Origin of the sequence: Diaphorobacter sp. MNS-0, assembly GCF_019602835.1 — a bacterium.
GTDB lineage: Bacteria > Pseudomonadota > Gammaproteobacteria > Burkholderiales > Burkholderiaceae_C > Diaphorobacter > Diaphorobacter nitroreducens.
Map to the genome: position 1 here is coordinate 2426498 of NZ_CP080761.1, position 20563 is coordinate 2447060.

Here is a 20563-nt window from a genome sequence, read left to right on the forward strand (position 1 = left end):
GGTCAGCGGCTGGCAGGCGGCGTCGCCTGCGCCGGTATGCGCGCGACGTTGCCCGCCGCCATGTCTCCAGTGGCCACGCGGCGGCGCAGCTCGGCCAGCACGGCCTTCAGGCGGCGCGCATTCTCAGGGCCCATGCGCACCAGCATCTTCTGACCGCTGGAGAGTGCCTGCAGTTGAGGGTCCACGAATTCGTAGCGCACCCAGGGCCGGGTGGACGGCACCTCGCCCACCACGGGCACCAGCCGCACCTGCAAGGGCCCCGCAGGCTCAGGCGCGGCGCGCAGGTGGTCGAGTACCGCCACCAGGCGGTCGTTGAAGTAGCGCCCGGGAAAGCCCAGTTCTTCATAGGCCGCCTGGAACAGCGGATACATGCGGGCATAGAACTTCACCGCGGCGTCTACGGGCACGGCTTCGGCCAGCGTGACGAAGGCTTGGTAACGCGCCGCGTTGGCCGGTGCGATGGCCTGCGCAGGCGCATCCTGCGCCCCTTCCACCGTGAAACGGCCGGGCGTGGGCTGCACGGGCCACATGCGCGAGGGTGCCTGGGCGCGTGCCAGGTTGTCGATGGTCGCCACCATGCGGCGCACCAGCCCCTCGGGCTGCAGCAGCGCCGCCGCCTGCGGCCCCAGCAGTTCCGCCAGCGCGCGGGCCACGTAGGCGTCGGAATCGGCCAGCGCGGGCAGCGCGTCGGCCGGGGGTTCCAGCACTTCCACCGGGTTCTGCGGGCCGGACGCGGGTACCTGCGGCGCGGCGGCGAGGGGTGCGGCCTCGACGGCGGGGGCCGCGGGCGCGGGCTCGGGGGCCTGGGTGTGGCGCCACCCGAACCACCAGGCGGCGCCCGCGGCGGCGATCGCCACCAGGGCAATGACGGTCCAGACAGAGACCGAGGACTCCTGCCGGGGATGGAATTCGGCGGGGTCTCGTACAGGCATGGCGGTCCTTTCTCCACGAGGCCCCCTCGCACCGTGCAAGGGGCACCTTCGCTTCAATATTGATAGCTATTAGCGCTTGACCCGCCTATGCTACAGCCCTGTTTCATATAAAACCACGTTAAACCACCAGAGGTTACGAGGCTTACCACCGGGGTCAACCGGCGGCGCCTGCGGCCAGGCCGTGCAGCCAGGCCATGGAATCGCGCAGTTCCTCCGGGCGGATTTCGTGCATGCCCGGGTACTCGCGGTAGCTCAGCGCCAGCGGCAGCGTCCGGACATGGTCGCGTATGGCCTGGGCACTGGCCAGCGGAATGACGTTGTCCTGCACGCCATGGCTCACCCAGAGCTGGCGCCCCGCCAGCGCGGCCGGCTGCGCCGCATGGGGCAGCGCCTGCGGCAGCAGCCGGCTGTGCCAGACCATCGCGCCGTGCAGCAGTTCAGGCCGCGTGAGCAGCAGGGTCAGCGCCATGATGCCGCCCTGGCTGAAGCCGCCCGCCACCACGCGCGCGGCGGGAATGCCCAGCTGGCGCGCCGCGGCGTCCACGGTCTGCGCCACCAGCGCGCGGCTGGCGGCCTCCTGCGGCTCGTTGATGCTGCGCGCGCCATCCGCCGCCACGGTGAATTCGAACCAGGCATTGGCCGTCGGCCCCATGCGGTACGGTGCGCGCAGGCTCAGCACGTGGTATTGCGGGGGTACATACGGGGCCAGGCCGAACAGGTCCTGTTCGTTGCTGCCCACGCCGTGCATGAGCACCAGCAGCCACGGCTCGGAGCCGGGCGTCGCGGGGCGGTGAAGGAAGGAAAGGGGTAGGTCGAGCATGGGCAACGTCGTGATGGGGGAAGTGTCAGGCAGCCTGCAGCGCGAAGGCGTCCATGGCCAGCATGCCATGCATGACTTCGCGGCTCAGATAGTGCGCCTCGGCGCCTTCGCCGGCAGCGCCCAGCGCAAAGAAGATGGGCAGGAAGTGGTCTTCCGTGGGATGCGCACGCCGGGCATGCGGCGCACGGGCGCGGTAGTCCAGCAGGGCCGCGGTGTCGCCCTGCTCCAGCTGCGCCTCGATCCAGCGGCTGAATTCCACCACATAGGGCGCGGGCTGGTCGGCGCCGCCAAAGAACTCGGCCAGGTTGTGCGTCATGCTGCCGGAGCCCACGACCAGCACGCCCTGCTCGCGCAGGCCGCGCAGCGCCGCACCCATCGCATACACCTCTGCCGGACCGGCACCCACGGGCAGCGCGACCTGCACCACGGGCACGTCGGCCTGCGGGAACAGATGCATCAGCGGCACCCAGGCGCCATGGTCGAAGGGGCGCGCCGCGTCGCCCCGCGCGTCGATGCCAGCCTGCTCCAGCAGGGCCAGCACCTCCTGTGCCAGGGCGGGTGCTCCGGCAGCCGGGTACTGGAGCGCATAGAGCGGACGAGGAAAACCGCCGAAGTCGTGCCAGGTCTCGGGCTGCGCCCCGGTCATGACGGTGGCGCCACGCGCCACCCAGTGCGGCGACATGATGACCACGCCGCGCAAGCGGGGGTACTGCGCCTTCAGTTCGGCGCCCCAGCGGGTGAGCGCCGGGCCGGTACTGCCGGGCTCCAGCGCAAACAGCGGCGCGCCGTGCGAGACGAACAGCACGGGCAGCGCGGCAGCGGTCGTCGAAGAGGTGACAGAAGGGGTATGGGGGGTGTTCATGGCAAAACCTCAGTCCAGGTTGCAATCATGTGGGAGCGACACGCTTGATGCCAAGCGCCATAGACCCCATCACAGCGTCCCATCCATCACACCAATGCGATGTGAAAGCAGCGTCACTCTCCCAGATGGGGCCGCCCGCGCAATGCCTTGACACCTCCGCGCCGGCTTTTGGACTCCAGCCGCCGCTGCTGCGATCCCAGCGTGGGCCGCGTGGCACGTCGCACGCGCGGCGGCCGCGCCACGCTGTCCACCAGCGCCTGCAGGCGCGCCAACGCATCCAGGCGGTTGGCCTCCTGGGTGCGGTATTGCTGTGCCTTGATGACCAATACCCCCTGCTGAGTGATGCGGCTGTCGCGCAGGGCCAGCAGGCGCTGTTTCACATCTTCAGGCAATGAAGAGGCCGCGATGTCGAAGCGCAGGTGCACGGCACTGGACACCTTGTTCACGTTCTGCCCGCCCGCCCCCTGGGCGCGCATGGCGGTAAGTTCGACCTCGGCCGGGTCCACGCGCACGCCGGAAGAAGGATTGCCGGAGGCCATGCCCGTCCGTCAGGCGGCCCCGGCGCGCAGGGCGTCGTCCAGCGCCTGCAGGAAGCGCTGCGGGCGCTCAAACTGCACCCAGTGGCCGGCTTCCTCGATCAGCGCCATGCCGCGAAAGTCCGGAGCCGCCGCCGCGTAAGCGCCCTCCAATGCACCAATCCACTCCTTGTACAGAGCGTCACTGCGGCCATAGATCGCATGCACGGGGCACGGCACCAGCGGCAGAGCGCGCGCCAACGCATCGGTGTGCGCCAGGCGGCGGCGGGGCATGCGGTCGCGCACCACATTGGCCACGTGCGTTTTCAACGCCAGGCCGCCCAAACCGTCGATGAGCGAAGTGTCCTGGAGCATCAGCGCCGCCAGGTTGTAGCGGTGCGCCGCAATCTGCCCCTCCTGCGGCAGGTGGCGCCAGGCCTTGAGCTCGAATTGTCGTTGGGGCACCACCCCCATCGCCGGGGCTCCCACCAGCACGAGTTGACGGGCCACTTCGGGGTGGGCTGCGAGCAGCAGGCCCGCCGTCAATCCACCAAAGGAAAATCCCGCCAGGTCACACGGCCGTGGCCCGAACAGCGTGCGCAGGCCTTCGGCCAGCGGCTCCACCAGGGCGTCCGCATCGCCCCCCGCGGGTGGTGCGGCCGAATCTCCGAATCCCGGCAGATCGGGGACCCAGACCTCGCGGCCACTGTCCTCCAGACCGTGGATGTTGCGCACCCAATGCGTCCAGCTGCCGCTGCCGCCATGCAGCAGTACCAGAGGCAGCGCACCATCCTGGGATGCCCCCCAGACATGCCAGACGATGTCGCCGGTACCGCAGGGGGTGGACTCGCGCCGTGCGCGTTGCTGCAACGCAGTGACTTCAGGAGGCAGGGGCAGCGTGGCGAGCGATGGCTCCTTCACCATTGGGCCAGCCCGTCAATGGCAAGGGCGTAGCCCTGCACCCCAAACCCGCACATCACCGCGCGGGCCGCGCCGGCCAGATAGGAGTGGTGGCGAAAGCTCTCGCGCGCATGCACGTTGCTGATGTGCAGCTCCACCACGGGCACTCCCGTGCCCTTCACGGCATCCAGGAGTGCCACGCTGGTATGGGTGTAGGCGGCAGCATTGAGCACGACGCCGGCCAGTTGGCCCGCCGCATGCAGCCGGCCGGCCTCGTGGATCCAGTCCACCAGAGCGCCTTCATGGTTGCTCTGGCGAAATACCAGCGCCAACCCGTGGCGTGCACATGCGGCCGTGCACAGCTGCTCGACATCCGCCAGGGTCTGGGAGCCATACACCTGCGGCTCGCGCGTGCCCAGCAGGTTGAGATTGGGGCCATTGAGAACGTAAACGGTTTTCGTCATGGAGTGCTAGCGCGGTTCTACCCGCCGCAACGGACCCGCGAATGCGCATTATCGCGGCCAGCACTCCGACTGGCGTGTCCGTGTCAGCGCCAATCGCGATGGCCGCGATGGTGCCGATGGCCGTGGCGGTACCCGTGCCCGTATCCGCGGTAATACCCCACGGGCGGTGCCACGACCACGGGTGGCGCGTAATAGACCGGGCGCGGAGCCCTGTATACGGGCGGTGCGTACACCACGGGCGGCGGGGCGTAATACACGGGGGGAGGCGAGTAATACACAGGAGCGGCGTTGCCCACCCCCACGACGGCGCCGGGCACGCCCACGCCGACAGACCAGTACACGTCGCTGCGTGCCTGGGCGGTGCCTGTGCCCACCAACAGGGCCAGCGCCACACCGGCCGAAGCGGCGGCGGCAAACCAAGAGCGATGTTGGATCATGAAAATCTCCTAAGTAGGGGTGCCGCGGCACCCCGGTGCCTGAACACAAAGCGTTTGGACGTCTAACGCGCCAGCACCGCGAAAGGATGGCATGAACAGATGTTCAGGTTGTTTCCGAACGTACCCCGCGCCGTTTCCATGCGTAACCGCAGCGGCCGCTCAACAAGCGCTCGCGCCGGTAGTACGCATCTATGCCGCCTAAAATCCCCCGCATGAGCACCCCCGTCCATCACGACACTTCTGCGGAAGCCGCAAAACCCAGCAACTTCCTGCGCCAGATCATCGAATCCGACCTGTCGCACGGTGTGCATGCCCAAAAACACTGGGCGGGCAGCCCAGGCGACGCAGCCCACCACGCCGCCGCAGCGGTTGACCCTGCCAAGATCCGCACGCGCTTTCCGCCTGAACCCAACGGCTACTTGCACGTGGGCCATGCCAAGAGCATCTGCCTGAATTTCGGCCTGGCGCGCGACTACGGCGGCGTCTGCCACCTGCGCTTTGACGACACCAACCCCGAGAAGGAAGATCAGGAGTACGTAGACAGCATCATCGATGCCGTGCGCTGGCTGGGCTTCGACTGGAAAGACCCCGACGGCCACGAGAACCTGTACTACGCCAGCAATTACTTTGGCTTCATGTACCGCGCGGCCGAGTACCTGATCGAGACCGGCAACGCCTACGTGGACGAGCAAACGCCCGAAGAGATGCGCGCCAACCGCGGCGACTTCGGCAAGCCCGGGGTAGACAGCCCCTATCGCAACCGTACCCCTGCGGAGAACCTGGCGCGCTTTCGCGAGATGCGTGACGGCAAGCTCCCCGATGGCGCCGCCGTGCTGCGCGCCAGGATCGACATGGGGCACCCCAACATCAACCTGCGCGACCCGGCCATCTACCGCATCAAGCACGCCGAGCACCACAACACCGGCAACCAATGGTGCATCTACCCCATGTACACCTTTGCGCACCCGATCGAGGATGCGCTGGAGTGCATCACCCACAGCATCTGTACGCTGGAGTTCGAGGACCAGCGCCCCTTCTACGACTGGCTGCTGGACCGTCTGGGGGAAGGCGGCCTGATCGCCCGCCCCCAGCCGCGCCAGTATGAGTTCGCGCGTCTGAACCTCACCTACGTCATCACCAGCAAGCGCAAGCTCAAGCACCTGGTGGACAGCGGCATCGTGAGCGGCTGGGACGATCCGCGCATGCCCACCATCGTGGGCCTGCGCCGGCGCGGCTATACGCCGGCCTCCATCCAGATGTTCTGCGAGCGCATTGGCGTGACCAAGGACTACAGCTGGATCGACTACGGCACGCTGGAGGGTTGCCTACGCGAGGACCTGGAATCCAAGGCACACCGCGCCATGGCCGTGCTCGACCCGCTCCCGCTCACGCTGACCAACTGGGCCGAAGTCTTCGGCAGCGACGGCCACGTCGAGGCCTGCAGCCTACCCGCCCTGCCGCACGCGCACGAAGGCCAGGCTGTTCCCGAGCGCCACTTCACCCTGGGCCGCGAGGTCTGGATCGAACGCGAAGACTTCGCCGAAGTGCCACCCAAGGGCTACAAGCGTCTTTATCCTCCCCGGCTCGGGGCGGACGGGCAAATGCTCCCGGGCAACACCGTGCGCCTGAAGGGCGGCTACGTCATCGAATGCACCGGCTGCGAGAAAGATGCGGGCGGCCACGTCACCCGCGTGCTCGCCACCGTGGTGCCCGACACCAAGAGCGGCACGCCCGGCGCCGATAGCGTGAAGGTAAAAGCCGCCATCACCTGGGTGGGGGTGCAGGACGGCGTGCAGGCCGAGGTGCGCCTCTACGACCGCCTGTTCACCGACGCCCAACCCGACGCGGGTGGTAAAGACTTTCTGGCCCTGCTCAATCCCGACAGCCTGAAGGTGGTGACTGCCTATGTGGAGCCATCACTGGCGGCCGCCCAGCCCGACGATAAGTTCCAGTTCGAGCGCTTCGGTTACTTCGTGGCCGACCGGGTGGACCACAGCGCCAGCCGCCCGGTGTTCAACAAGATCACCGGACTGAAGGACAGTTGGGCGAAATAGCCAGCCGCTGCTCGACAAGCAAATGCCCGCGTCCGCGGGCATTTTTTTCGTCTCAAACCGAACGCCTGCGCATTACTGAGGGTGCACGACGGAAATTCTCCCGGCGCAAAGATGGATTTTTAATAACGATTCTCGTTTGCTTTATCATCCCACCACCTTATTGCCGAGAAAGACTTGAGCCTCATGTCCATGCCTATGAAATCCTTGGTTGTTGCATGTGTTCTGGCCGCTGCAGGCGCCGCAAGTGCGCAGGACCAGGTGGTCAACCTGTATTCCGCCCGCCACTACGCCACCGATGAAGCGCTGTACAGCGGCTTTACCAAGGCCACGGGCATCAAGATCAATCGCGTGGATTCTGATGATGCCGGGATCATGGCCCGTCTCAAGGCAGAAGGAGCCGCATCCCCTGCCGACGTGATCCTCCTGGTGGACGCCGCCCGCCTCTACCGTGGCGAGGCCGACGGCCTGTTCCTGCCCGTGCGCTCGAAGGTGCTGGAGGACGCCATTCCCGCGAACCTGCGCGCAACACCGGTCGCCGACGGTGGTATTCCCTGGTTTGGCCTGTCCACGCGGGCGCGTGTGGTTGTCTACAACAAGACCAAGGTCAACAAGGACGATGTGGACACCTACGAAGAGTTGGGCGACCCCAAAAACAAAGGCAAGGTCTGCATCCGCTCCGGCTCCCACCCCTACAACCTGAGCCTGTTCGGCGCCGTGATGGAACACGTGGGTGAACAGAAAGCCGAAGCATGGCTCAAGGGCGTGGTGAACAACCTCGCCCGCGCGCCCAAGGGGGGCGACACCGATCAAATCAAGGCCGTCGCAGCAGGCGAATGCGATATCGCCGTGACCAACAGCTATTACCTCGCCCGCCTGATGCGCTCGGACAAGCCCGAGGACAAGGCCGTGGTGGACAAGGTGGCGGTGGTGTTCCCCAACCAGCAATCGTGGGGCACGCACATGAACATCGCAGGCGGCGCAGTGGCCCGCCACACCAAGAACCAAGCCAACGCCATCAAGTTCCTGGAATACCTGGCCAGCCCTGAGGCTCAGAACTACTTTGCCAACGGCAACAACGAATGGCCCGCCGCCAAAGGCGTGGATCCGGGCAACCCGGCCCTCAAGGCCATGACGGGCGGCCAACCGTTCAAGAGTGAAACCATCCCCATTAGCGCGGTCGGCGCCAACACCGTCAAGGTACAGCAGATGCTGGACCGCGTCGGTTTCCGGTAAGCCCTCTGCCCCTTGCGCACAGCCCGGCCCTGCCGGGCTGTTGCTTTTCTAGGAGTGCCGGATCGCTCGGTGATAATTAACGTTTACGTTAACGTAACTTTGGAGACAGACCATGGAAATCAAGGGCAAGGTGTTCATCGTCACCGGCGGCGCGTCAGGCCTGGGTGAAGGCACGGCACGCATGCTGGCTTCAGCGGGCGGTTTGGTGGTGATTGCCGACATGCAGGCCGACAAGGGCGAAGCCGTCGCGCGCGAGATCGGCGGGCGCTTCGTGCGCTGCGACGTGAGCAGCGAGGCCGATGGCCAAGCCGTGGTGGCCGCAGCGGTATCGATGGGCAAGCTCATGGGCCTGGTGAACTGCGCCGGCATCGCCCCTGCGGAAAAGACCGTTGGCAAGAACGGCGCGCATGCGCTGGCTTCGTTCACCAAGACCATCACGGTGAACCTGATCGGCAGCTTCAACATGATCCGCCTGGCCGCCGAGGCCATGTGCAAGAACGAACCCGAAGCCACCGGCGAGCGCGGGGTGATGATCTCCACCGCCAGTGTGGCGGCCTATGACGGGCAGATCGGGCAGGCGGCGTACTCTGCTTCCAAGGGCGGAATCGTGGGCATGACACTGCCCATCGCCCGCGACCTGGCCCGCAACGGCATCCGCAACATGACCATTGCCCCCGGCATCTTCGGCACCCCCATGCTGTTCGGCATGCCCCAGGAGGTACAGGACGCGCTGGCCGCCGGCGTCCCATTCCCCAGCCGCCTCGGCACCCCGCAGGATTACGCCAAGCTGGTGCGCCACATCTTCGAGAACGACATGCTCAATGGCGAAGTGATTCGTCTGGATGGCGCGATCCGCCTTGCACCGAAGTGATTCGCCTTGCACCGAAGTGATTTTTTGATAGCGCCTTGCGCTTGTCTGTATTGGGTTCGAGCCCGATTCCGTATATTTTCCTAACGAAACCAACGCGGACGCAGTCGATGAGTAACTGCGGTTAGGGCTGGCGGCGCACGGACGCAGGCAAGCGCTGCAGTTCAGCCTCCAAGGCGCGGATGTTGCTCTGGTGGCGGTTCACCGCCAGCTGCGCATCCGCACCGCCCGCCCCCTCCTGCGCCTGCAGGCGCCGCAAGGCGTGGCAAGGCGTCGCGCTCCTTGTCCAGTTCATGGTTCAGGATCGCGCGGCGCCCATCACCATCGGGCTGCACGATCACGGGCGTGTGTCCTGGCGAAGCGGCGTACGCGCGGCCGAAGCACAAAAACCGCTAGTACGTGCAAACAACGTAGGGTTTAGCGCTTTTATTGATGCGAATGGACAGATTCTCAGTAGCCCAATGGGGCATGCCGGGAAGGGATCCATAAACATTCAGCCACGTCGCGGAGCGACGCCCTATATCCGCATAGCCGCTTGGCTGTCGCAATAAATTCTGAAAACACAAAAAAAGCCGCTGCAAATAATTTTGCAGTGGCTTTTTTGATATTGGCGGAGTGGACGGGACTCGAACCCGCGACCCCCGGCGTGACAGGCCGGTATTCTAACCGACTGAACTACCACTCCGCGTCGGTGTGACTTTTGCCCTGCTGCTAATGCAACCGAGCCAAGTGCCACAAAACTTGGCGACCCTACGGGGATTCGAACCCCGGTACTCACCGTGAAAGGGTGATGTCCTAGGCCTCTAGACGATAGGGTCAAAACCTAGAAACTTGTAAACCAACAAATCTTGGTGGAGGTAAGCGGGATCGAACCGCTGACCTCTTGCATGCCATGCAAGCGCTCTCCCAACTGAGCTATACCCCCAAGATGGCGGAGTGGACGGGACTCGAACCCGCGACCCCCGGCGTGACAGGCCGGTATTCTAACCGACTGAACTACCACTCCGCGTCGGTAGCTGCTTGCATTCTTGCGAATCAAGTGCAGCCAAACTTGGCGACCCTACGGGGATTCGAACCCCGGTACTCACCGTGAAAGGGTGATGTCCTAGGCCTCTAGACGATAGGGTCAAAACCTAAGAACTTCCGTTCAAATCATCAGGTGGTGGAGGTAAGCGGGATCGAACCGCTGACCTCTTGCATGCCATGCAAGCGCTCTCCCAGCTGAGCTATACCCCCTTTGACTTCGACATTTAATTTCTTATCTGTCGTCATCACCTGAGCCTTGAATTATAGACAGGTTTTTAACGACTTTTCAATCGCGCGAGGATTTTTTCGCGACCCAGCAGCTCCAGCACGGCATCCACCGACGGCGTATGCGCGGTACCCATGGTCAGCACCCGCACGGGCATTGCGAGTTGCGGCATCTTCAAACCCAGCTGCTTGAGGACATCCTTGATCGCAGCGTTGATCGCGTCCTTGTTCCACGCCACGGTCTCCATGGCGGCGGCAAACGCGTCGAGCGCCGGTGTGGCGGTTTCAGTCACGTGCTTCGCGAAGTCGTCTGCATCGGGCTCGATGGCGTCCACATAGAACACGCGCGCCCAGCGTGCCAGGTCCACCAGCGTTTCGCAGCGGTCTTTGAACAGCGCGCAGATGCGCGGCAAGCGGTCATCAGCATCCAACTGCGCCTCTGGAACACCCGCCTGCACGACGAAGGGCCGCACGAGTGCTGCCAACTGCGCATCTTCCATGGCCTTGAGATGCTGTGCGTTCACCCAGCGCAGCTTGGCCTCGTCGAACTGGCCGGCGCTGCGGCCCAGGTGATCCAGGTTGAACCATTCCAGGAATTGCGCGCGGCTGAAGATCTCGTCATCGCCATGGCTCCAGCCCAATCGGGCCAGGTAGTTGACCATGGCGTCGGGCAGATAGCCCTCGTCGCGGTACTGCGTCACGGCCTTGGCACCGTTGCGCTTGCTCATCTTCTCACCCTGCTCGTTGAGCACGGTGGGCAGATGAGCGAACACGGGCACCGTGGCACCCAGGGCCTCGAAGATGTGGATCTGGCGTGGTGTGTTGTTCACATGGTCGTCGCCGCGAATCACGTGGGTGATGCGCATGTCCATGTCGTCCACGCAAACGCAGAAGTTGTAGGTGGGCGTGCCGTCCGGGCGCGCGATGACCAGGTCGTCCAGCTCGCTGTTCTGAAACTCGATGCGACCCTTGCACTTGTCGTCCCAGCCAACCACGCCGCCCTGGGGCGTCTTGAAGCGCAGCACGGGCTTGACACCTTCCGGCACGGGCGGCAGCACCTTGCCGGGCTCGGGGCGCCAGGTGCCGTCATAGCGGGGCTTTTCCTTCGCAGCCATCTGGCGCTCACGCAAGGCGTCGAGCTCTTCCACGCTCATGTAGCAGGGATAGACATGGCCTGCAGCCTGCAGTTGGGCCAGGACTTCCTTGTAGCGCTCCATGCGCTGCATCTGGTAGTACGGGCCCTCGTCATGGTCGAGCTGCAGCCAGGACATGCCCTCCAGGATGACGTCGACCGAGGCCTGGGTGGAACGCTCCAGATCAGTGTCCTCAATGCGCAGGATGAACACGCCGTCGTTGGCACGTGCGAAGGCCCAGGGATAGAGCGCGGAGCGGATGTTGCCCAGGTGGATGAAGCCCGTGGGCGACGGGGCGAAACGGGTGCGTACTTGTTGTTGTGTCATGGCAGGGTGTCCAGGCCTCGGCAGAGGTCGGTCTTCAGATCGTCGATATGTTCCAGGCCTACGGAGACGCGGATCAGCCCCTGGCCGATGCCGGCCGCCTGGCGCTGCTCTTCCGTGAGGCGCCCGTGCGAGGTGCTGGCCGGATGGGTGATGGTGGTCTTCACGTCGCCCAGGTTGGCGGTGATGGAGCACACGCGCGTGCTGTCGATGACGTGGAAGGCATTCGCGCGCAGCTGCGCCGCGCCTTGCCCCACCACGTCGAACGCCAGCACCGGGCCGCCCATGCCGCCCTGCTGGCGCATGGCCAATGCATGCTGCGGATGGCTGGCCAGGCCCGAATAGTGCACGCGCGCCACCTTGGGATGTGTGGCCAGCCAGGTCGCCAGTTCCAAAGCCGCGGCGCTTTGCGCGCGCACGCGCAGCGACAGCGTCTCCAGCCCCTTGAGCACGACCCATGCATTGAACGGCGACAGGTTCAGCCCCGCGCTGCGCATGAAGGTGCCCATGACCTTGTCCACCAGCGCGGTGGTGCCGCACACGGCGCCCGCCATCACGCGGCCCTGGCCGTCCAGCAGTTTGGTGCCCGAGTAGACCACCAGGTCAGCGCCCAATTGCGCCGGGCGCTGCAGCGCGGGCGAGCAGAAGCTGTTGTCCACCGCCAACAGCAGGCCGCGCGCATGCGCGATCTGCGCCAGTGCGGCGATGTCGCACAGATCGCCCAGCGGGTTGGTCGGTGTCTCGGCAAACAGCAAGCGGGTATTCGGGCGGATGGCCGCCTCCCACGACTGCAGGTCGGTCTGCGAGACAAAGGTCGTCTCTACGCCGAAGCGCGCCATCTCCGACCCGAGCAGCTTGAGCGTGGAGCCGAACATGGACTGCGACGCCACCACGTGGTCGCCGCTCTTGAGCACGGTGAGCGCCATCAGCAGGATGGCCGACATGCCGGTGCTGGTGGCCACCGCGCATTCCGTGCCCTCCATGGCCGCCAGGCGGCGCTCGAAGCTGCTGACCGTGGGGTTGGCGGTGCGGGTGTAGGTGTAGCCCGGCTCTTCGTTGGCGAAGCGGCGTGCGGCGCTTTCGCAGTCGCTCTGCACGAAGCTGCTGGTCATGTACAGCGCCTCGCTGTGCTCGCCCCACTGGCTGCGCGCGACGGCCTCGCGAACGGCGAGGGTCTCAGGGCGCAGCCCCTCGGGCAGGGGTTGATCGGTCACGGTGGCGGTCCTTGTTCTAAAAAATAGGAGCTGATAGCGCTTGCTGCACCTGGACTTCAGGCATTTTTTACACTGAAACCCAGTACCAAAAAGCGCAGGGCGCTCATCTTTTTGATGAGCGCGAGTGTACTCACGCCTCCTGGGCGTTGGGCAGGGACAGCCGGGAGGTGTCTTCCTGCTCCTCTTCACCACCCCGGTTGCGGCCCTCGTTGAGCGCCGTCACTTCCTCGTCGGAGATGTCGCCGGTGATGTACACGCCGTCGAAGCACGAGGCCTCGAACCCCTCCACCTTGCGGTTGATCTTGCCCACGGCCTGCTTCATGGCCTCCACGTCTTGGTAGATCAGCGCATCGGCGCCGATCAGCTGGCGGATCTCCTCCACCGTGCGGCCGTGCGCGACCAGCTCGGAGCGCGTGGGCATGTCGATGCCATAGACATTGGGGTGGCGCACCGGCGGCGCGGCAGAAGCCAGGTAGACCTTCACCGCGCCGGCGTCGCGCGCCATCTGCACGATCTCCTTGGAGGTGGTGCCGCGCACGATGGAGTCGTCTACCAGCAGCACCTTGCGGCCCTTGAACTCGCTGCCGATAGCGTTGAGCTTCTGGCGCACCGACTTCTTGCGCACGCCCTGCCCCGGCATGATGAAGGTGCGGCCCACGTAGCGGTTCTTGACGAAGCCCTCGCGGTACGGAATGCCCAGCAGCTGCGCGAGCTGCATGGCGCTGGGGCGGCTGGATTCGGGGATGGGGATGATGGCGTCGATCTCGCTGGGAGGCACGGTGGAGATCACGCGCTTGGCCAGCGTCTCGCCCATGTTCAGCCGCGCCTGGTAGACCGAGATGCCGTCCATCACCGAGTCGGGACGCGCCAAATACACGTACTCGAACACGCAGGGGTTGAGGTGCGGGTTCTCGGCGCACTGCTGGGTTTCCACGCGGCCGTCAGCGTGCACGAACACGGCCTCGCCGGGCGCGACGTCACGGTCCAGCACCTGGGTCGTGCCCTCCAGCGCCACGGATTCGCTCGCCAGCATCACCGTGCCGTCCGCGCCGCGGCCCATGCACAGCGGGCGGATGCCGAACGGGTCGCGGAACGCCAGCAGGCCATAGCCCGCGATCAGCGCGATCACGGCATAGGAGCCCTTGACGCGCTTGTGCACCGCGCGCACGGCCTTGAATACGTCCTCGGACTGCAGCGGCGCGCCGCTGGTGGCGCGCGCCAGCTCATGCGCCAGCACGTTGAGCAGCACTTCGGAGTCGCTCTCGGTGTTGGTGTGGCGGTGGTCGGTGTCGGCCAGTTCGCCGCGCAGCTGCTTGGCGTTGGTGAGGTTGCCGTTGTGCACCATCACGATGCCGAACGGCGCGTTCACGTAGAACGGCTGGGCCTCCTCCTCGCTGGAGGCATTGCCCGCCGTGGGATAGCGCACCTGCCCCAGGCCAATGGTGCCGGGCAGTGCGCGCATGTTGCGCGTGCGAAACACGTCGCGCACCATGCCCTTGGCCTTGTGCATGAAGAACTTGCGCCCTTCCTGCGTGACGATGCCCGCGGCGTCCTGTCCCCGGTGCTGCAGCAGCAGCAAGGCGTCATAGATCAGCTGATTCACGGGGGCCGTGCTGACCACGCCGACAATTCCACACATAGTTTCGTTCCAGTTTTGGCGGCGGGGTTTCCCGCCGATCACACACATCACTCACCGCGGCCGCGCCGCCAGGCCCGCTAGGAAGGCAGATGGCGGCCCAGTTCATCCGGCAGCGCGGGCCTCAACCCCTTGAGCGCTCCCTGCAACAGGGGGGCGGCCTGCGATTCCTTCCACCACGGCGCATCCTGCATCGGCGTCCAGCCGGCCACCAGCACCACGGCCAGCAGCAGCACCAGGCCGCGCAGCACGCCAAACAGTGCCCCTAGCGCCCGGTCCGCGGGCCGCAGGCCCACCGCCTCGACCAGTTTCTTGAGCAGCCACGCCACCAGCCCACACGCAAACACCGCACCGACGAACACCACCGCGAAGCCCGCCACATGGCGCCAGGTGGCATCCGCCTGTCCCATGGGCAGCAGCGCGCCCATATCGTCCGCAAACCATTGCGCGGCAAAGAACGCCACCACCCAGCCGGCCAGCGACAGCAACTCGAACACCAGTCCGCGCCATGCACCGATCAGCAGCGACGCGCACAGCACCACCAGGAAGATCCAGTCCAGCGCCGCCATGCGCAACCTTTGAAACGCCGTCCCAGCCCGCCAGCCGGCCTAAAGCGCCAACACCGACGCGGACAGCCCCGCGCCCTTGACGCGGCCGGCTGCCTTGTCGGCGTCCGCACGGCTGGTGAACGGACCCACTCGCACGCGCGTGCGCTTGCCATCCTTGGTGTCGACCACCTGGGTATAGGTCTTGAGGCCAGAGCGCTCCAACCGATCGCGCACCTCGCGCGCCTTGTCGGCGTCCGCGAAGGCGCCTACCTGCACGATGAAGCGGCCCTGCTCCTCGCGCGCAGCGGCCGGCGCGGCGCTGGGCTGCGGGTTGCGGCCTTCGAGCAGTGCGCGGGCGCGCGCAGCATCGTCCTGGCGCGCAGGCTTGGGATCGGGCCGGGGTTCTGGTTTGGATTCCGGTTTGGCCTCTGCCTTGGGCGCGGGCTTGGGCTCCGGTTTGGGCTCGGGCTTGGATTCCGCCGGGGTTTCCGCCTTAGCCGGCACTTTGGGTTCCACGCGCGCAGCGGGCTGCGAGGCCGCTGGCGCACTGCGTGGGCGGGACGCCACCACTTCCTCGCCCGCATCCAGGCCGGAAGTCGCCGGCTCCGCGGCGCGGGGCGTGTTGGCCTCTTGCTGCGGCACCACCAGCGGAGCCACCTTGTGGCGATCGGGAATGTCCATCGCCACATTCACCGGGACCGGCCGCGGCTGGGTGTCGAACAGCAGGGGGAAGCCCACCACGCCCACCAACACCAGTACTGCAGCACCCAGCAGGCGGTGGCGCGCGCGTCGGCGCATTTCCTCGATGCTCTCGGCCTGCGGAGTGCGTGAGCGCTTGGCGGGTTTGTTGGTGTCGCCCGACGGCTCCTGCCGGCCAGGCCAACGAAACTTGAAAAATGCCATGGAGTGCGGACTCGTTATGCGCCCAGATGCTTGGCCTGCAGGCGCGGCACCCCATGCTGGAGCACGCCACCCACCGTGTAGAACGAGCCAAAGACCACAATTCTATCAGCGGGGTCCGCGGCCTCAACGGCCGCGCGCAGCGCCTCCTCGGGGTTGGCGTGCAGGCTGGTGGCGACCTCACGGCGCCCTCCGGCCACCATCTGCAGCGCATTCCATTTCTGCTGCAGGCTGGCGGCCGTCTCGGCGCGCGGCGTGGGCAGGTCGGTGAAATACCAGCGGTCGATCACCGGCCCCACCTTGGCCAGCATGGGCGCCAGATCCTTGTCGGCCATGGCGCCAAACACCGCGTGCGTGGTCGGGAAGTAGCCCATGGCGTCCAGATTGGCCGTGAGCGCCGCCACCGAGTGCGGGTTGTGCGCCACGTCCAGCACCAGCGTGGGCTGGCCCGGCACGATCTGGAAGCGCCCCGGCAGTTCCACCAGCGCCAGGCCGGCGCGCACCGCCTGCGCGGTGATGGGCAGGCGTTCGCGCACTGCCTCCAGCGCAGCGAGTGCGCCCGAGGCATTGACCAGTTGGTTGGCGCCCCGCAGCGCCGGATACGCCAGGCCCGCGTAGCGGCGCCCGCGCCCGGCCCACGCCCACTGCTGCTTGTCGCCCGAGAAGTTGAAGTCCTGCCCGAAGCGCCACAGGTCGGCGCCGATCTCGCGCGCATGGTCGATCACGCTCTGCGGCGGCATGGGGTCGCTCACCACCACGGGACGGCCGGTGCGCATGATGCCGGCCTTCTCGCGGCCGATGGTCTCGCGGTCAGGCCCGAGGAACTCCACATGGTCGATGTCCACGCTGGTGATCACCGCGCAGTCGGCGTCGATGATGTTGGTGGCATCCAGCCGCCCGCCCAGCCCCACCTCCAGGATGGCCACGTCCAGCAGCGACAGGCTCATGTGCCGCAGGATGGCGAGCGTGGTGAATTCGAAGTAGGTCAGCGTGACCTCGTTGCCGTTCTGCGTGCGCGCCCGCTCCACCGCCTCGAAGCTGGCCACCAACGACGCGGCATCGACGATCTCGCCACGGATGCGGCAACGCTCCTCAAAATGCACCAGATGGGGCGATGTATAGACCCCCGTACGGTAGCCGGCCTGCAGGGCCACGGCCTCCAGCATGGCGCAGGTCGAGCCCTTGCCGTTGGTGCCCGCCACGGTGATCACGGGGCAGTTGAAGCGCAGCCCCAAGCGGCGCGCCACCTCGCCCACGCGCTCCAGGCCCATGTCGATGTTCTTGGGGTGCAGCTGCTCGCAGTGGCGAAGCCAGCCTTCCAGTGTCTGCGGAGGAATGTGCATAGCCCATGAATTGTCGCCGAGCCGGGCTTGCGCGATGATCCCGGGCCATGAGTACCCCCACGATCATCGTCTACGGCATTCCCAACTGCGACACCGTCAAGAAGGCCCGCGCCTGGCTGCAGGAGCAACGCTTGGCCTACCAGTTCCACGACTTCAAGAAGCAAGGCGTTCCCGCAGAGCGCCTGCCCGCGTGGATGGCCGCCGTGGGCTGGGAGAAGCTGCTCAACCGCCAGGGCACGACCTGGCGCAAGCTGGACGCGGCCGCGCAGGCCGGCGTGACGGACGCCCCCAGCGCGGCCGCGCTGATGTGCGAGCAGCCCTCGGTCATCAAGCGGCCAGTGGTCGAGTGGCAGGGCGGCCCCGCGGGTGACGTGACGGTGGGCTTCAGCCCCGAGGCATGGAACGCACGCGCGGCCAGCCACTCCAAGGCATGAGGCAACACATCTTTACGCAGATTTACGGGTCGGCGCGGGTGTGTTGACGCGCCGGGCTGAAACTTCCCGCAGGTTCGGCGCGTTGTAGGCCGACCGAAAGGAGCTTTTTGCCCATGAACAAGATTTTTGTCCTCGCGGCCCTGGCCACGGCCGCGCTGGCCGCCCAGGCGCAGGAACAGGGCCGCGTGCTGTCGGCCACGCCCATCACCGAGCAGATCGCGATTCCGCAGCAGGTCTGCGGCAACGAAACCATCTACAGCGGCGCCCGCCCCACCTCCGGCGCGGGCGCGGTGCTGGGCGCGATCGCCGGCGGCGCCGCGGGCAACGCCATCGGCGGCGGCAGCGGCCGCGCCGCGGCCACGGCCCTGGGTGTGATTGGTGGCGCGGTGCTGGGCAACCAGATCGAGGGCGGCCGCCCCGGCTACCAGAACGTGCAGCGCTGCACGACCGAAACCTACTACGACAACCAGATCGTCGGCTACGACGTGGTCTACGAATACGCCGGCCGGCACTACAACACGCGCACGCAGACCGACCCAGGCGCGTGGATTCCACTCACCGTGCAGCCGGCGGTGCCGGGAGTGTCGCGCGCTCCCGCCGGATACCCGCCCACCTACGCCCCCACCTACTCTCCTACCTATTCCGGCGGCTATGCGCAGCCGGGCGTGGTGGTGTCCACCCAGCCGGGCCCGCCGGCCTACATCGTGGAGCCGCCCGTCACCGTGATCGAATACCGCGACAACTATGGCCATCCCTACCGCCCGCCCCGCTACCACGACCGTTACTGGCGCTGAGCAGAGCGCCTCGGCCTGGCGGCCAGCACGCAGACGGCACATGCCAAAGGGCTCTTCGGAGTCCTTTTTCGTTGCTGCGGGGCCAACGCCGCCCCGCGCCCGCACGGGGCGCGCCGGCACGCGCAGGCTCTAGAATTGATGGTTTGTCCCATACTCTGCGTCCCCATCCATGACCACCGAAAAAATCGACGGTGTTTCCGTCACCACCCAGGCCAATGTGTACTTTGACGGCAAGTGCGTGAGTCACAACCTCACGTACCCCGATGGCACGAAGAAGTCGGTGGGTGTGGTGCTGCCGGCCACGTTGACCTTCGGCACGGGCGCACCCGAGATCATGGAATGCGTGGGCGGATCCTGCGAATACCAGCTGGACGGCACCGACGCCTGGGTCAAGGTGGGCGCGGGCGAGAAGTTCAGCGTGCCGGGCAATTCCAAATTCAACATCCGCGTGACCGAGGCTTTCCACTACATCTGCCACTACGGCTGAGCATGTTTTAAGCCTCCAACGCTTATCACACAAGCGCGGGCAGCTATCAATTTTCAAGAGAATCCCATGGCAACCATCCTGCAACACCTCCCCGTCGGCCAGAAGGTCGGCATCGCCTTCTCGGGCGGCCTCGACACCAGCGCCGCGCTGCGCTGGATGAAGAACAAGGGCGCCCTGCCCTACGCCTACACCGCCAACCTGGGCCAGCCTGACGAAGCCGACTACGATGAGATCCCCCGCAAGGCCATGGAATACGGCGCCGAGAAGGCCCGCCTGATCGACTGCCGCACGCAGCTGGCGCACGAGGGCATTGCCGCCATCCAGGCCGGAGCTTTCCACATCAGCACCGGTGGCATCACCTACTTCAACACCACGCCGCTGGGTCGCGCCGTGACGGGCACCATGCTGGTGGCCGCGATGAAGGAGGACGACGTCCACATCTGGGGCGACGGCTCCACCTTCAAGGGCAACGACATCGAGCGCTTCTACCGCTACGGCCTGCTCACCAACCCCGCGCTGAAGATCTACAAGCCCTGGCTGGACCAGAAGTTCATCGACGAGCTGGGCGGGCGCGCCGAGATGTCGGCCTTCATGACCAAGGAAGGCTTCGGCTACAAGATGAGCGCCGAAAAGGCGTACAGCACCGACAGCAACATGCTGGGCGCCACGCACGAGGCAAAGGACCTGGAGTTCCTCAGCAGCGGCATCCGCATCGTCAACCCCATCATGGGCGTGGCGTTTTGGAAGCCCGAAGTCGACGTGCCGGCCGAAGAAGTGTCGGTCACCTTCGACGAGGGGCAACCCGTGGCCGTGAACGGCAAGGAGATCGCCGACCCTGTGGAGCTGTTCCTGGAATTGAACCGCATCGGCGGCCGCCACGGCTTAGGGATGAGCGACCAGATCGAGAACCGCATCATCGAAGCCAAGAGCCGCGGCATCTACGAAGCCCCCGGCATGGCGCTGCTGCACATCGCCTACGAGCGCCTGGTCACCGGCATCCACAACGAAGACACCATCGAGCAGTACCGCCTGAACGGCCTGAAGCTCGGCCGCCTGCTGTACCAGGGCCGCTGGTTCGACCCGCAGGCCATCATGCTGCGCGAGACCGCCCAGCGCTGGGTGGCGCGCGCCGTGACCGGCACCGTGACGCTCGAGCTGCGCCGCGGCAACGACTACTCCATCCTGAACACCGAGTCGCCCAACCTGACCTACGCACCCGAGCGCCTGTCGATGGAAAAGGTGGAAGACGCGCCGTTCAGCCCGCTGGACCGCATCGGCCAGTTGACCATGCGCAACCTGGACATTTCCGACACGCGCGGCAAGCTGGGCGTGTATGCACGCGCCGGCCTGCTGTCGCTGGGCGGCAATGCCGCGCTGGCGCAGCTGGAAGACGGCGGCGCGAAGAAAAAATAAG

General features: G+C 66.1%; 21 protein-coding genes and 6 tRNA genes. 7 read left to right on the plus strand and 20 right to left on the minus strand.

Annotation, left to right across the window (positions count from 1 at the left end; genetic code table 11):
* Window positions 1–2: 2 nt before the first annotated feature.
* The 7 genes from K2L43_RS11515 to K2L43_RS11545 all read right to left on the minus strand — a co-directional run bounded on the left by K2L43_RS11515 (window position 3) and on the right by K2L43_RS11545 (window position 4930).
* Window positions 3–932 carry a DUF3014 domain-containing protein gene (locus K2L43_RS11515; protein ID WP_220637600.1) on the minus strand — a complete coding sequence of 310 codons (930 nt, stop codon included), beginning with the start codon at window positions 930–932 and terminating at the stop codon, window positions 3–5.
* Between the two features lie 154 nt (window positions 933–1086).
* The gene (locus K2L43_RS11520; RefSeq protein WP_015913579.1) at window positions 1087–1752 is read right to left on the minus strand and encodes an alpha/beta hydrolase; all 666 of its coding nucleotides are present in this window, start codon (window positions 1750–1752) and stop codon (window positions 1087–1089) included.
* Between the two features lie 25 nt (window positions 1753–1777).
* Window positions 1778–2614, minus strand: coding sequence for a class III extradiol ring-cleavage dioxygenase (locus tag K2L43_RS11525; RefSeq protein WP_047351431.1), 837 nt, complete (start codon window positions 2612–2614; stop codon window positions 1778–1780).
* Between the two features lie 113 nt (window positions 2615–2727).
* Window positions 2728–3153, minus strand: coding sequence for an alternative ribosome rescue aminoacyl-tRNA hydrolase ArfB (gene arfB / locus K2L43_RS11530; protein ID WP_011804885.1), 426 nt, complete (start codon window positions 3151–3153; stop codon window positions 2728–2730).
* Window positions 3154–3162: 9 nt separating this feature from the next.
* Window positions 3163–4053, minus strand: a complete 891-nt coding sequence (locus K2L43_RS11535) for an alpha/beta fold hydrolase (protein ID WP_220637601.1) — start codon at window positions 4051–4053, stop codon at window positions 3163–3165.
* Window positions 4047–4493 (minus strand): type II 3-dehydroquinate dehydratase, encoded by a 447-nt coding sequence (aroQ, locus tag K2L43_RS11540; protein ID WP_011804883.1) that lies wholly within the window; start codon window positions 4491–4493, stop codon window positions 4047–4049. The genes K2L43_RS11535 and aroQ overlap by 7 nt, the downstream gene beginning before the upstream one ends.
* Window positions 4494–4576: 83 nt before the next feature.
* Window positions 4577–4930, minus strand: coding sequence for a hypothetical protein (locus K2L43_RS11545; protein WP_011804882.1), 354 nt, complete (start codon window positions 4928–4930; stop codon window positions 4577–4579).
* 212 nt (window positions 4931–5142) lie between these two features.
* On the opposite strand from K2L43_RS11545, the gene K2L43_RS11550 reads away from it, so the two are divergent.
* The 3 genes from K2L43_RS11550 to K2L43_RS11560 all read left to right on the plus strand — a co-directional run bounded on the left by K2L43_RS11550 (window position 5143) and on the right by K2L43_RS11560 (window position 9088).
* Window positions 5143–6984: a glutamine--tRNA ligase/YqeY domain fusion protein gene (locus K2L43_RS11550; protein ID WP_011804881.1), complete on the plus strand. Its 1842-nt coding sequence runs from the start codon at window positions 5143–5145 to the stop codon at window positions 6982–6984.
* Between the two features lie 183 nt (window positions 6985–7167).
* Entirely contained in the window at window positions 7168–8217 is a 1050-nt protein-coding gene (locus tag K2L43_RS11555; protein WP_135148719.1) for an extracellular solute-binding protein, read from the plus strand.
* Between the two features lie 112 nt (window positions 8218–8329).
* Entirely contained in the window at window positions 8330–9088 is a 759-nt protein-coding gene (locus K2L43_RS11560) for a 3-hydroxyacyl-CoA dehydrogenase (protein WP_015913585.1), read from the plus strand.
* Window positions 9089–9209: 121 nt separating this feature from the next.
* On the opposite strand, the gene K2L43_RS11565 is transcribed toward K2L43_RS11560, so the two are convergent.
* The 13 genes from K2L43_RS11565 to folC all read right to left on the minus strand — a co-directional run bounded on the left by K2L43_RS11565 (window position 9210) and on the right by folC (window position 17434).
* Window positions 9210–9380 carry a hypothetical protein gene (locus K2L43_RS11565; protein WP_220637602.1) on the minus strand — a complete coding sequence of 57 codons (171 nt, stop codon included), beginning with the start codon at window positions 9378–9380 and terminating at the stop codon, window positions 9210–9212.
* 313 nt (window positions 9381–9693) lie between these two features.
* Window positions 9694–9770: transfer RNA gene (locus K2L43_RS11570), tRNA-Asp, on the minus strand.
* A gap of 57 nt (window positions 9771–9827) precedes the next feature.
* Window positions 9828–9903 (minus strand) — tRNA-Glu (locus tag K2L43_RS11575).
* A gap of 31 nt (window positions 9904–9934) precedes the next feature.
* Window positions 9935–10010 (minus strand) — tRNA-Ala (locus tag K2L43_RS11580).
* A gap of 4 nt (window positions 10011–10014) precedes the next feature.
* A tRNA-Asp gene (locus K2L43_RS11585) sits at window positions 10015–10091 on the minus strand.
* Window positions 10092–10137: 46 nt separating this feature from the next.
* A tRNA-Glu gene (locus tag K2L43_RS11590) sits at window positions 10138–10213 on the minus strand.
* 32 nt (window positions 10214–10245) lie between these two features.
* Window positions 10246–10321, minus strand: a tRNA-Ala gene (locus K2L43_RS11595).
* Window positions 10322–10386: 65 nt separating this feature from the next.
* Complete coding sequence (gene gltX / locus K2L43_RS11600) at window positions 10387–11796, minus strand: glutamate--tRNA ligase (RefSeq protein WP_047350469.1); 1410 nt, start codon at window positions 11794–11796, stop codon at window positions 10387–10389.
* Window positions 11793–13007 carry an O-succinylhomoserine sulfhydrylase gene (locus K2L43_RS11605; RefSeq protein WP_220637603.1) on the minus strand — a complete coding sequence of 405 codons (1215 nt, stop codon included), beginning with the start codon at window positions 13005–13007 and terminating at the stop codon, window positions 11793–11795. The genes gltX and K2L43_RS11605 overlap by 4 nt, the downstream gene beginning before the upstream one ends.
* 130 nt (window positions 13008–13137) lie before the next feature.
* Window positions 13138–14646: an amidophosphoribosyltransferase gene (purF, locus tag K2L43_RS11610; RefSeq protein ID WP_011805892.1), complete on the minus strand. Its 1509-nt coding sequence runs from the start codon at window positions 14644–14646 to the stop codon at window positions 13138–13140.
* Between the two features lie 77 nt (window positions 14647–14723).
* Window positions 14724–15212, minus strand: a complete 489-nt coding sequence (locus K2L43_RS11615) for a CvpA family protein (RefSeq protein ID WP_011805893.1) — start codon at window positions 15210–15212, stop codon at window positions 14724–14726.
* A 39-nt stretch (window positions 15213–15251) separates the two neighbouring features.
* Window positions 15252–16094, minus strand: coding sequence for an SPOR domain-containing protein (locus K2L43_RS11620; RefSeq protein ID WP_011805894.1), 843 nt, complete (start codon window positions 16092–16094; stop codon window positions 15252–15254).
* 14 nt (window positions 16095–16108) lie between these two features.
* Window positions 16109–17434 (minus strand): bifunctional tetrahydrofolate synthase/dihydrofolate synthase, encoded by a 1326-nt coding sequence (gene folC / locus K2L43_RS11625; RefSeq protein ID WP_011805895.1) that lies wholly within the window; start codon window positions 17432–17434, stop codon window positions 16109–16111.
* Between the two features lie 47 nt (window positions 17435–17481).
* Here folC and K2L43_RS11630 point away from each other — a divergent pair, with 47 nt between their 5' ends.
* The 4 genes from K2L43_RS11630 to argG all read left to right on the plus strand — a co-directional run bounded on the left by K2L43_RS11630 (window position 17482) and on the right by argG (window position 20562).
* A complete protein-coding gene (locus tag K2L43_RS11630; protein WP_220637604.1) occupies window positions 17482–17868 on the plus strand; it encodes an ArsC family reductase in 387 nt (128 codons plus the stop codon).
* A 113-nt stretch (window positions 17869–17981) separates the two neighbouring features.
* Window positions 17982–18662 (plus strand): glycine zipper 2TM domain-containing protein, encoded by a 681-nt coding sequence (locus K2L43_RS11635; protein WP_088886461.1) that lies wholly within the window; start codon window positions 17982–17984, stop codon window positions 18660–18662.
* A 169-nt stretch (window positions 18663–18831) separates the two neighbouring features.
* Window positions 18832–19149 (plus strand): pyrimidine/purine nucleoside phosphorylase, encoded by a 318-nt coding sequence (locus K2L43_RS11640; RefSeq protein WP_011805898.1) that lies wholly within the window; start codon window positions 18832–18834, stop codon window positions 19147–19149.
* 66 nt (window positions 19150–19215) lie between these two features.
* On the plus strand, window positions 19216–20562 hold the full coding sequence (gene argG / locus K2L43_RS11645; protein ID WP_011805899.1) for an argininosuccinate synthase: 1347 nt from the start codon (window positions 19216–19218) through the stop codon (window positions 20560–20562).
* Window position 20563 lies beyond the last annotated feature (1 nt).

Coding starts and splice junctions, on each gene's coding strand:
- K2L43_RS11515 (WP_220637600.1), bottom strand. CDS start 932: ATGCCTGTACGAGACCCCGCCGAATTCCATCCCCGGCAGGAGTCCTCG.
- K2L43_RS11520 (WP_015913579.1), bottom strand. CDS start 1,752: ATGCTCGACCTACCCCTTTCCTTCCTTCACCGCCCCGCGACGCCCGGC.
- K2L43_RS11525 (WP_047351431.1), bottom strand. CDS start 2,614: ATGAACACCCCCCATACCCCTTCTGTCACCTCTTCGACGACCGCTGCC.
- arfB (WP_011804885.1), bottom strand. CDS start 3,153: ATGGCCTCCGGCAATCCTTCTTCCGGCGTGCGCGTGGACCCGGCCGAG.
- K2L43_RS11535 (WP_220637601.1), bottom strand. CDS start 4,053: ATGGTGAAGGAGCCATCGCTCGCCACGCTGCCCCTGCCTCCTGAAGTC.
- aroQ (WP_011804883.1), bottom strand. CDS start 4,493: ATGACGAAAACCGTTTACGTTCTCAATGGCCCCAATCTCAACCTGCTG.
- K2L43_RS11545 (WP_011804882.1), bottom strand. CDS start 4,930: ATGATCCAACATCGCTCTTGGTTTGCCGCCGCCGCTTCGGCCGGTGTG.
- K2L43_RS11550 (WP_011804881.1), top strand. CDS start 5,143: ATGAGCACCCCCGTCCATCACGACACTTCTGCGGAAGCCGCAAAACCC.
- K2L43_RS11555 (WP_135148719.1), top strand. CDS start 7,168: ATGTCCATGCCTATGAAATCCTTGGTTGTTGCATGTGTTCTGGCCGCT.
- K2L43_RS11560 (WP_015913585.1), top strand. CDS start 8,330: ATGGAAATCAAGGGCAAGGTGTTCATCGTCACCGGCGGCGCGTCAGGC.
- K2L43_RS11565 (WP_220637602.1), bottom strand. CDS start 9,380: ATGAACTGGACAAGGAGCGCGACGCCTTGCCACGCCTTGCGGCGCCTG.
- gltX (WP_047350469.1), bottom strand. CDS start 11,796: ATGACACAACAACAAGTACGCACCCGTTTCGCCCCGTCGCCCACGGGC.
- purF (WP_011805892.1), bottom strand. CDS start 14,646: ATGTGTGGAATTGTCGGCGTGGTCAGCACGGCCCCCGTGAATCAGCTG.
- K2L43_RS11615 (WP_011805893.1), bottom strand. CDS start 15,212: ATGGCGGCGCTGGACTGGATCTTCCTGGTGGTGCTGTGCGCGTCGCTG.
- K2L43_RS11620 (WP_011805894.1), bottom strand. CDS start 16,094: ATGGCATTTTTCAAGTTTCGTTGGCCTGGCCGGCAGGAGCCGTCGGGC.
- folC (WP_011805895.1), bottom strand. CDS start 17,434: ATGCACATTCCTCCGCAGACACTGGAAGGCTGGCTTCGCCACTGCGAG.
- K2L43_RS11630 (WP_220637604.1), top strand. CDS start 17,482: ATGAGTACCCCCACGATCATCGTCTACGGCATTCCCAACTGCGACACC.
- K2L43_RS11635 (WP_088886461.1), top strand. CDS start 17,982: ATGAACAAGATTTTTGTCCTCGCGGCCCTGGCCACGGCCGCGCTGGCC.
- K2L43_RS11640 (WP_011805898.1), top strand. CDS start 18,832: ATGACCACCGAAAAAATCGACGGTGTTTCCGTCACCACCCAGGCCAAT.
- argG (WP_011805899.1), top strand. CDS start 19,216: ATGGCAACCATCCTGCAACACCTCCCCGTCGGCCAGAAGGTCGGCATC.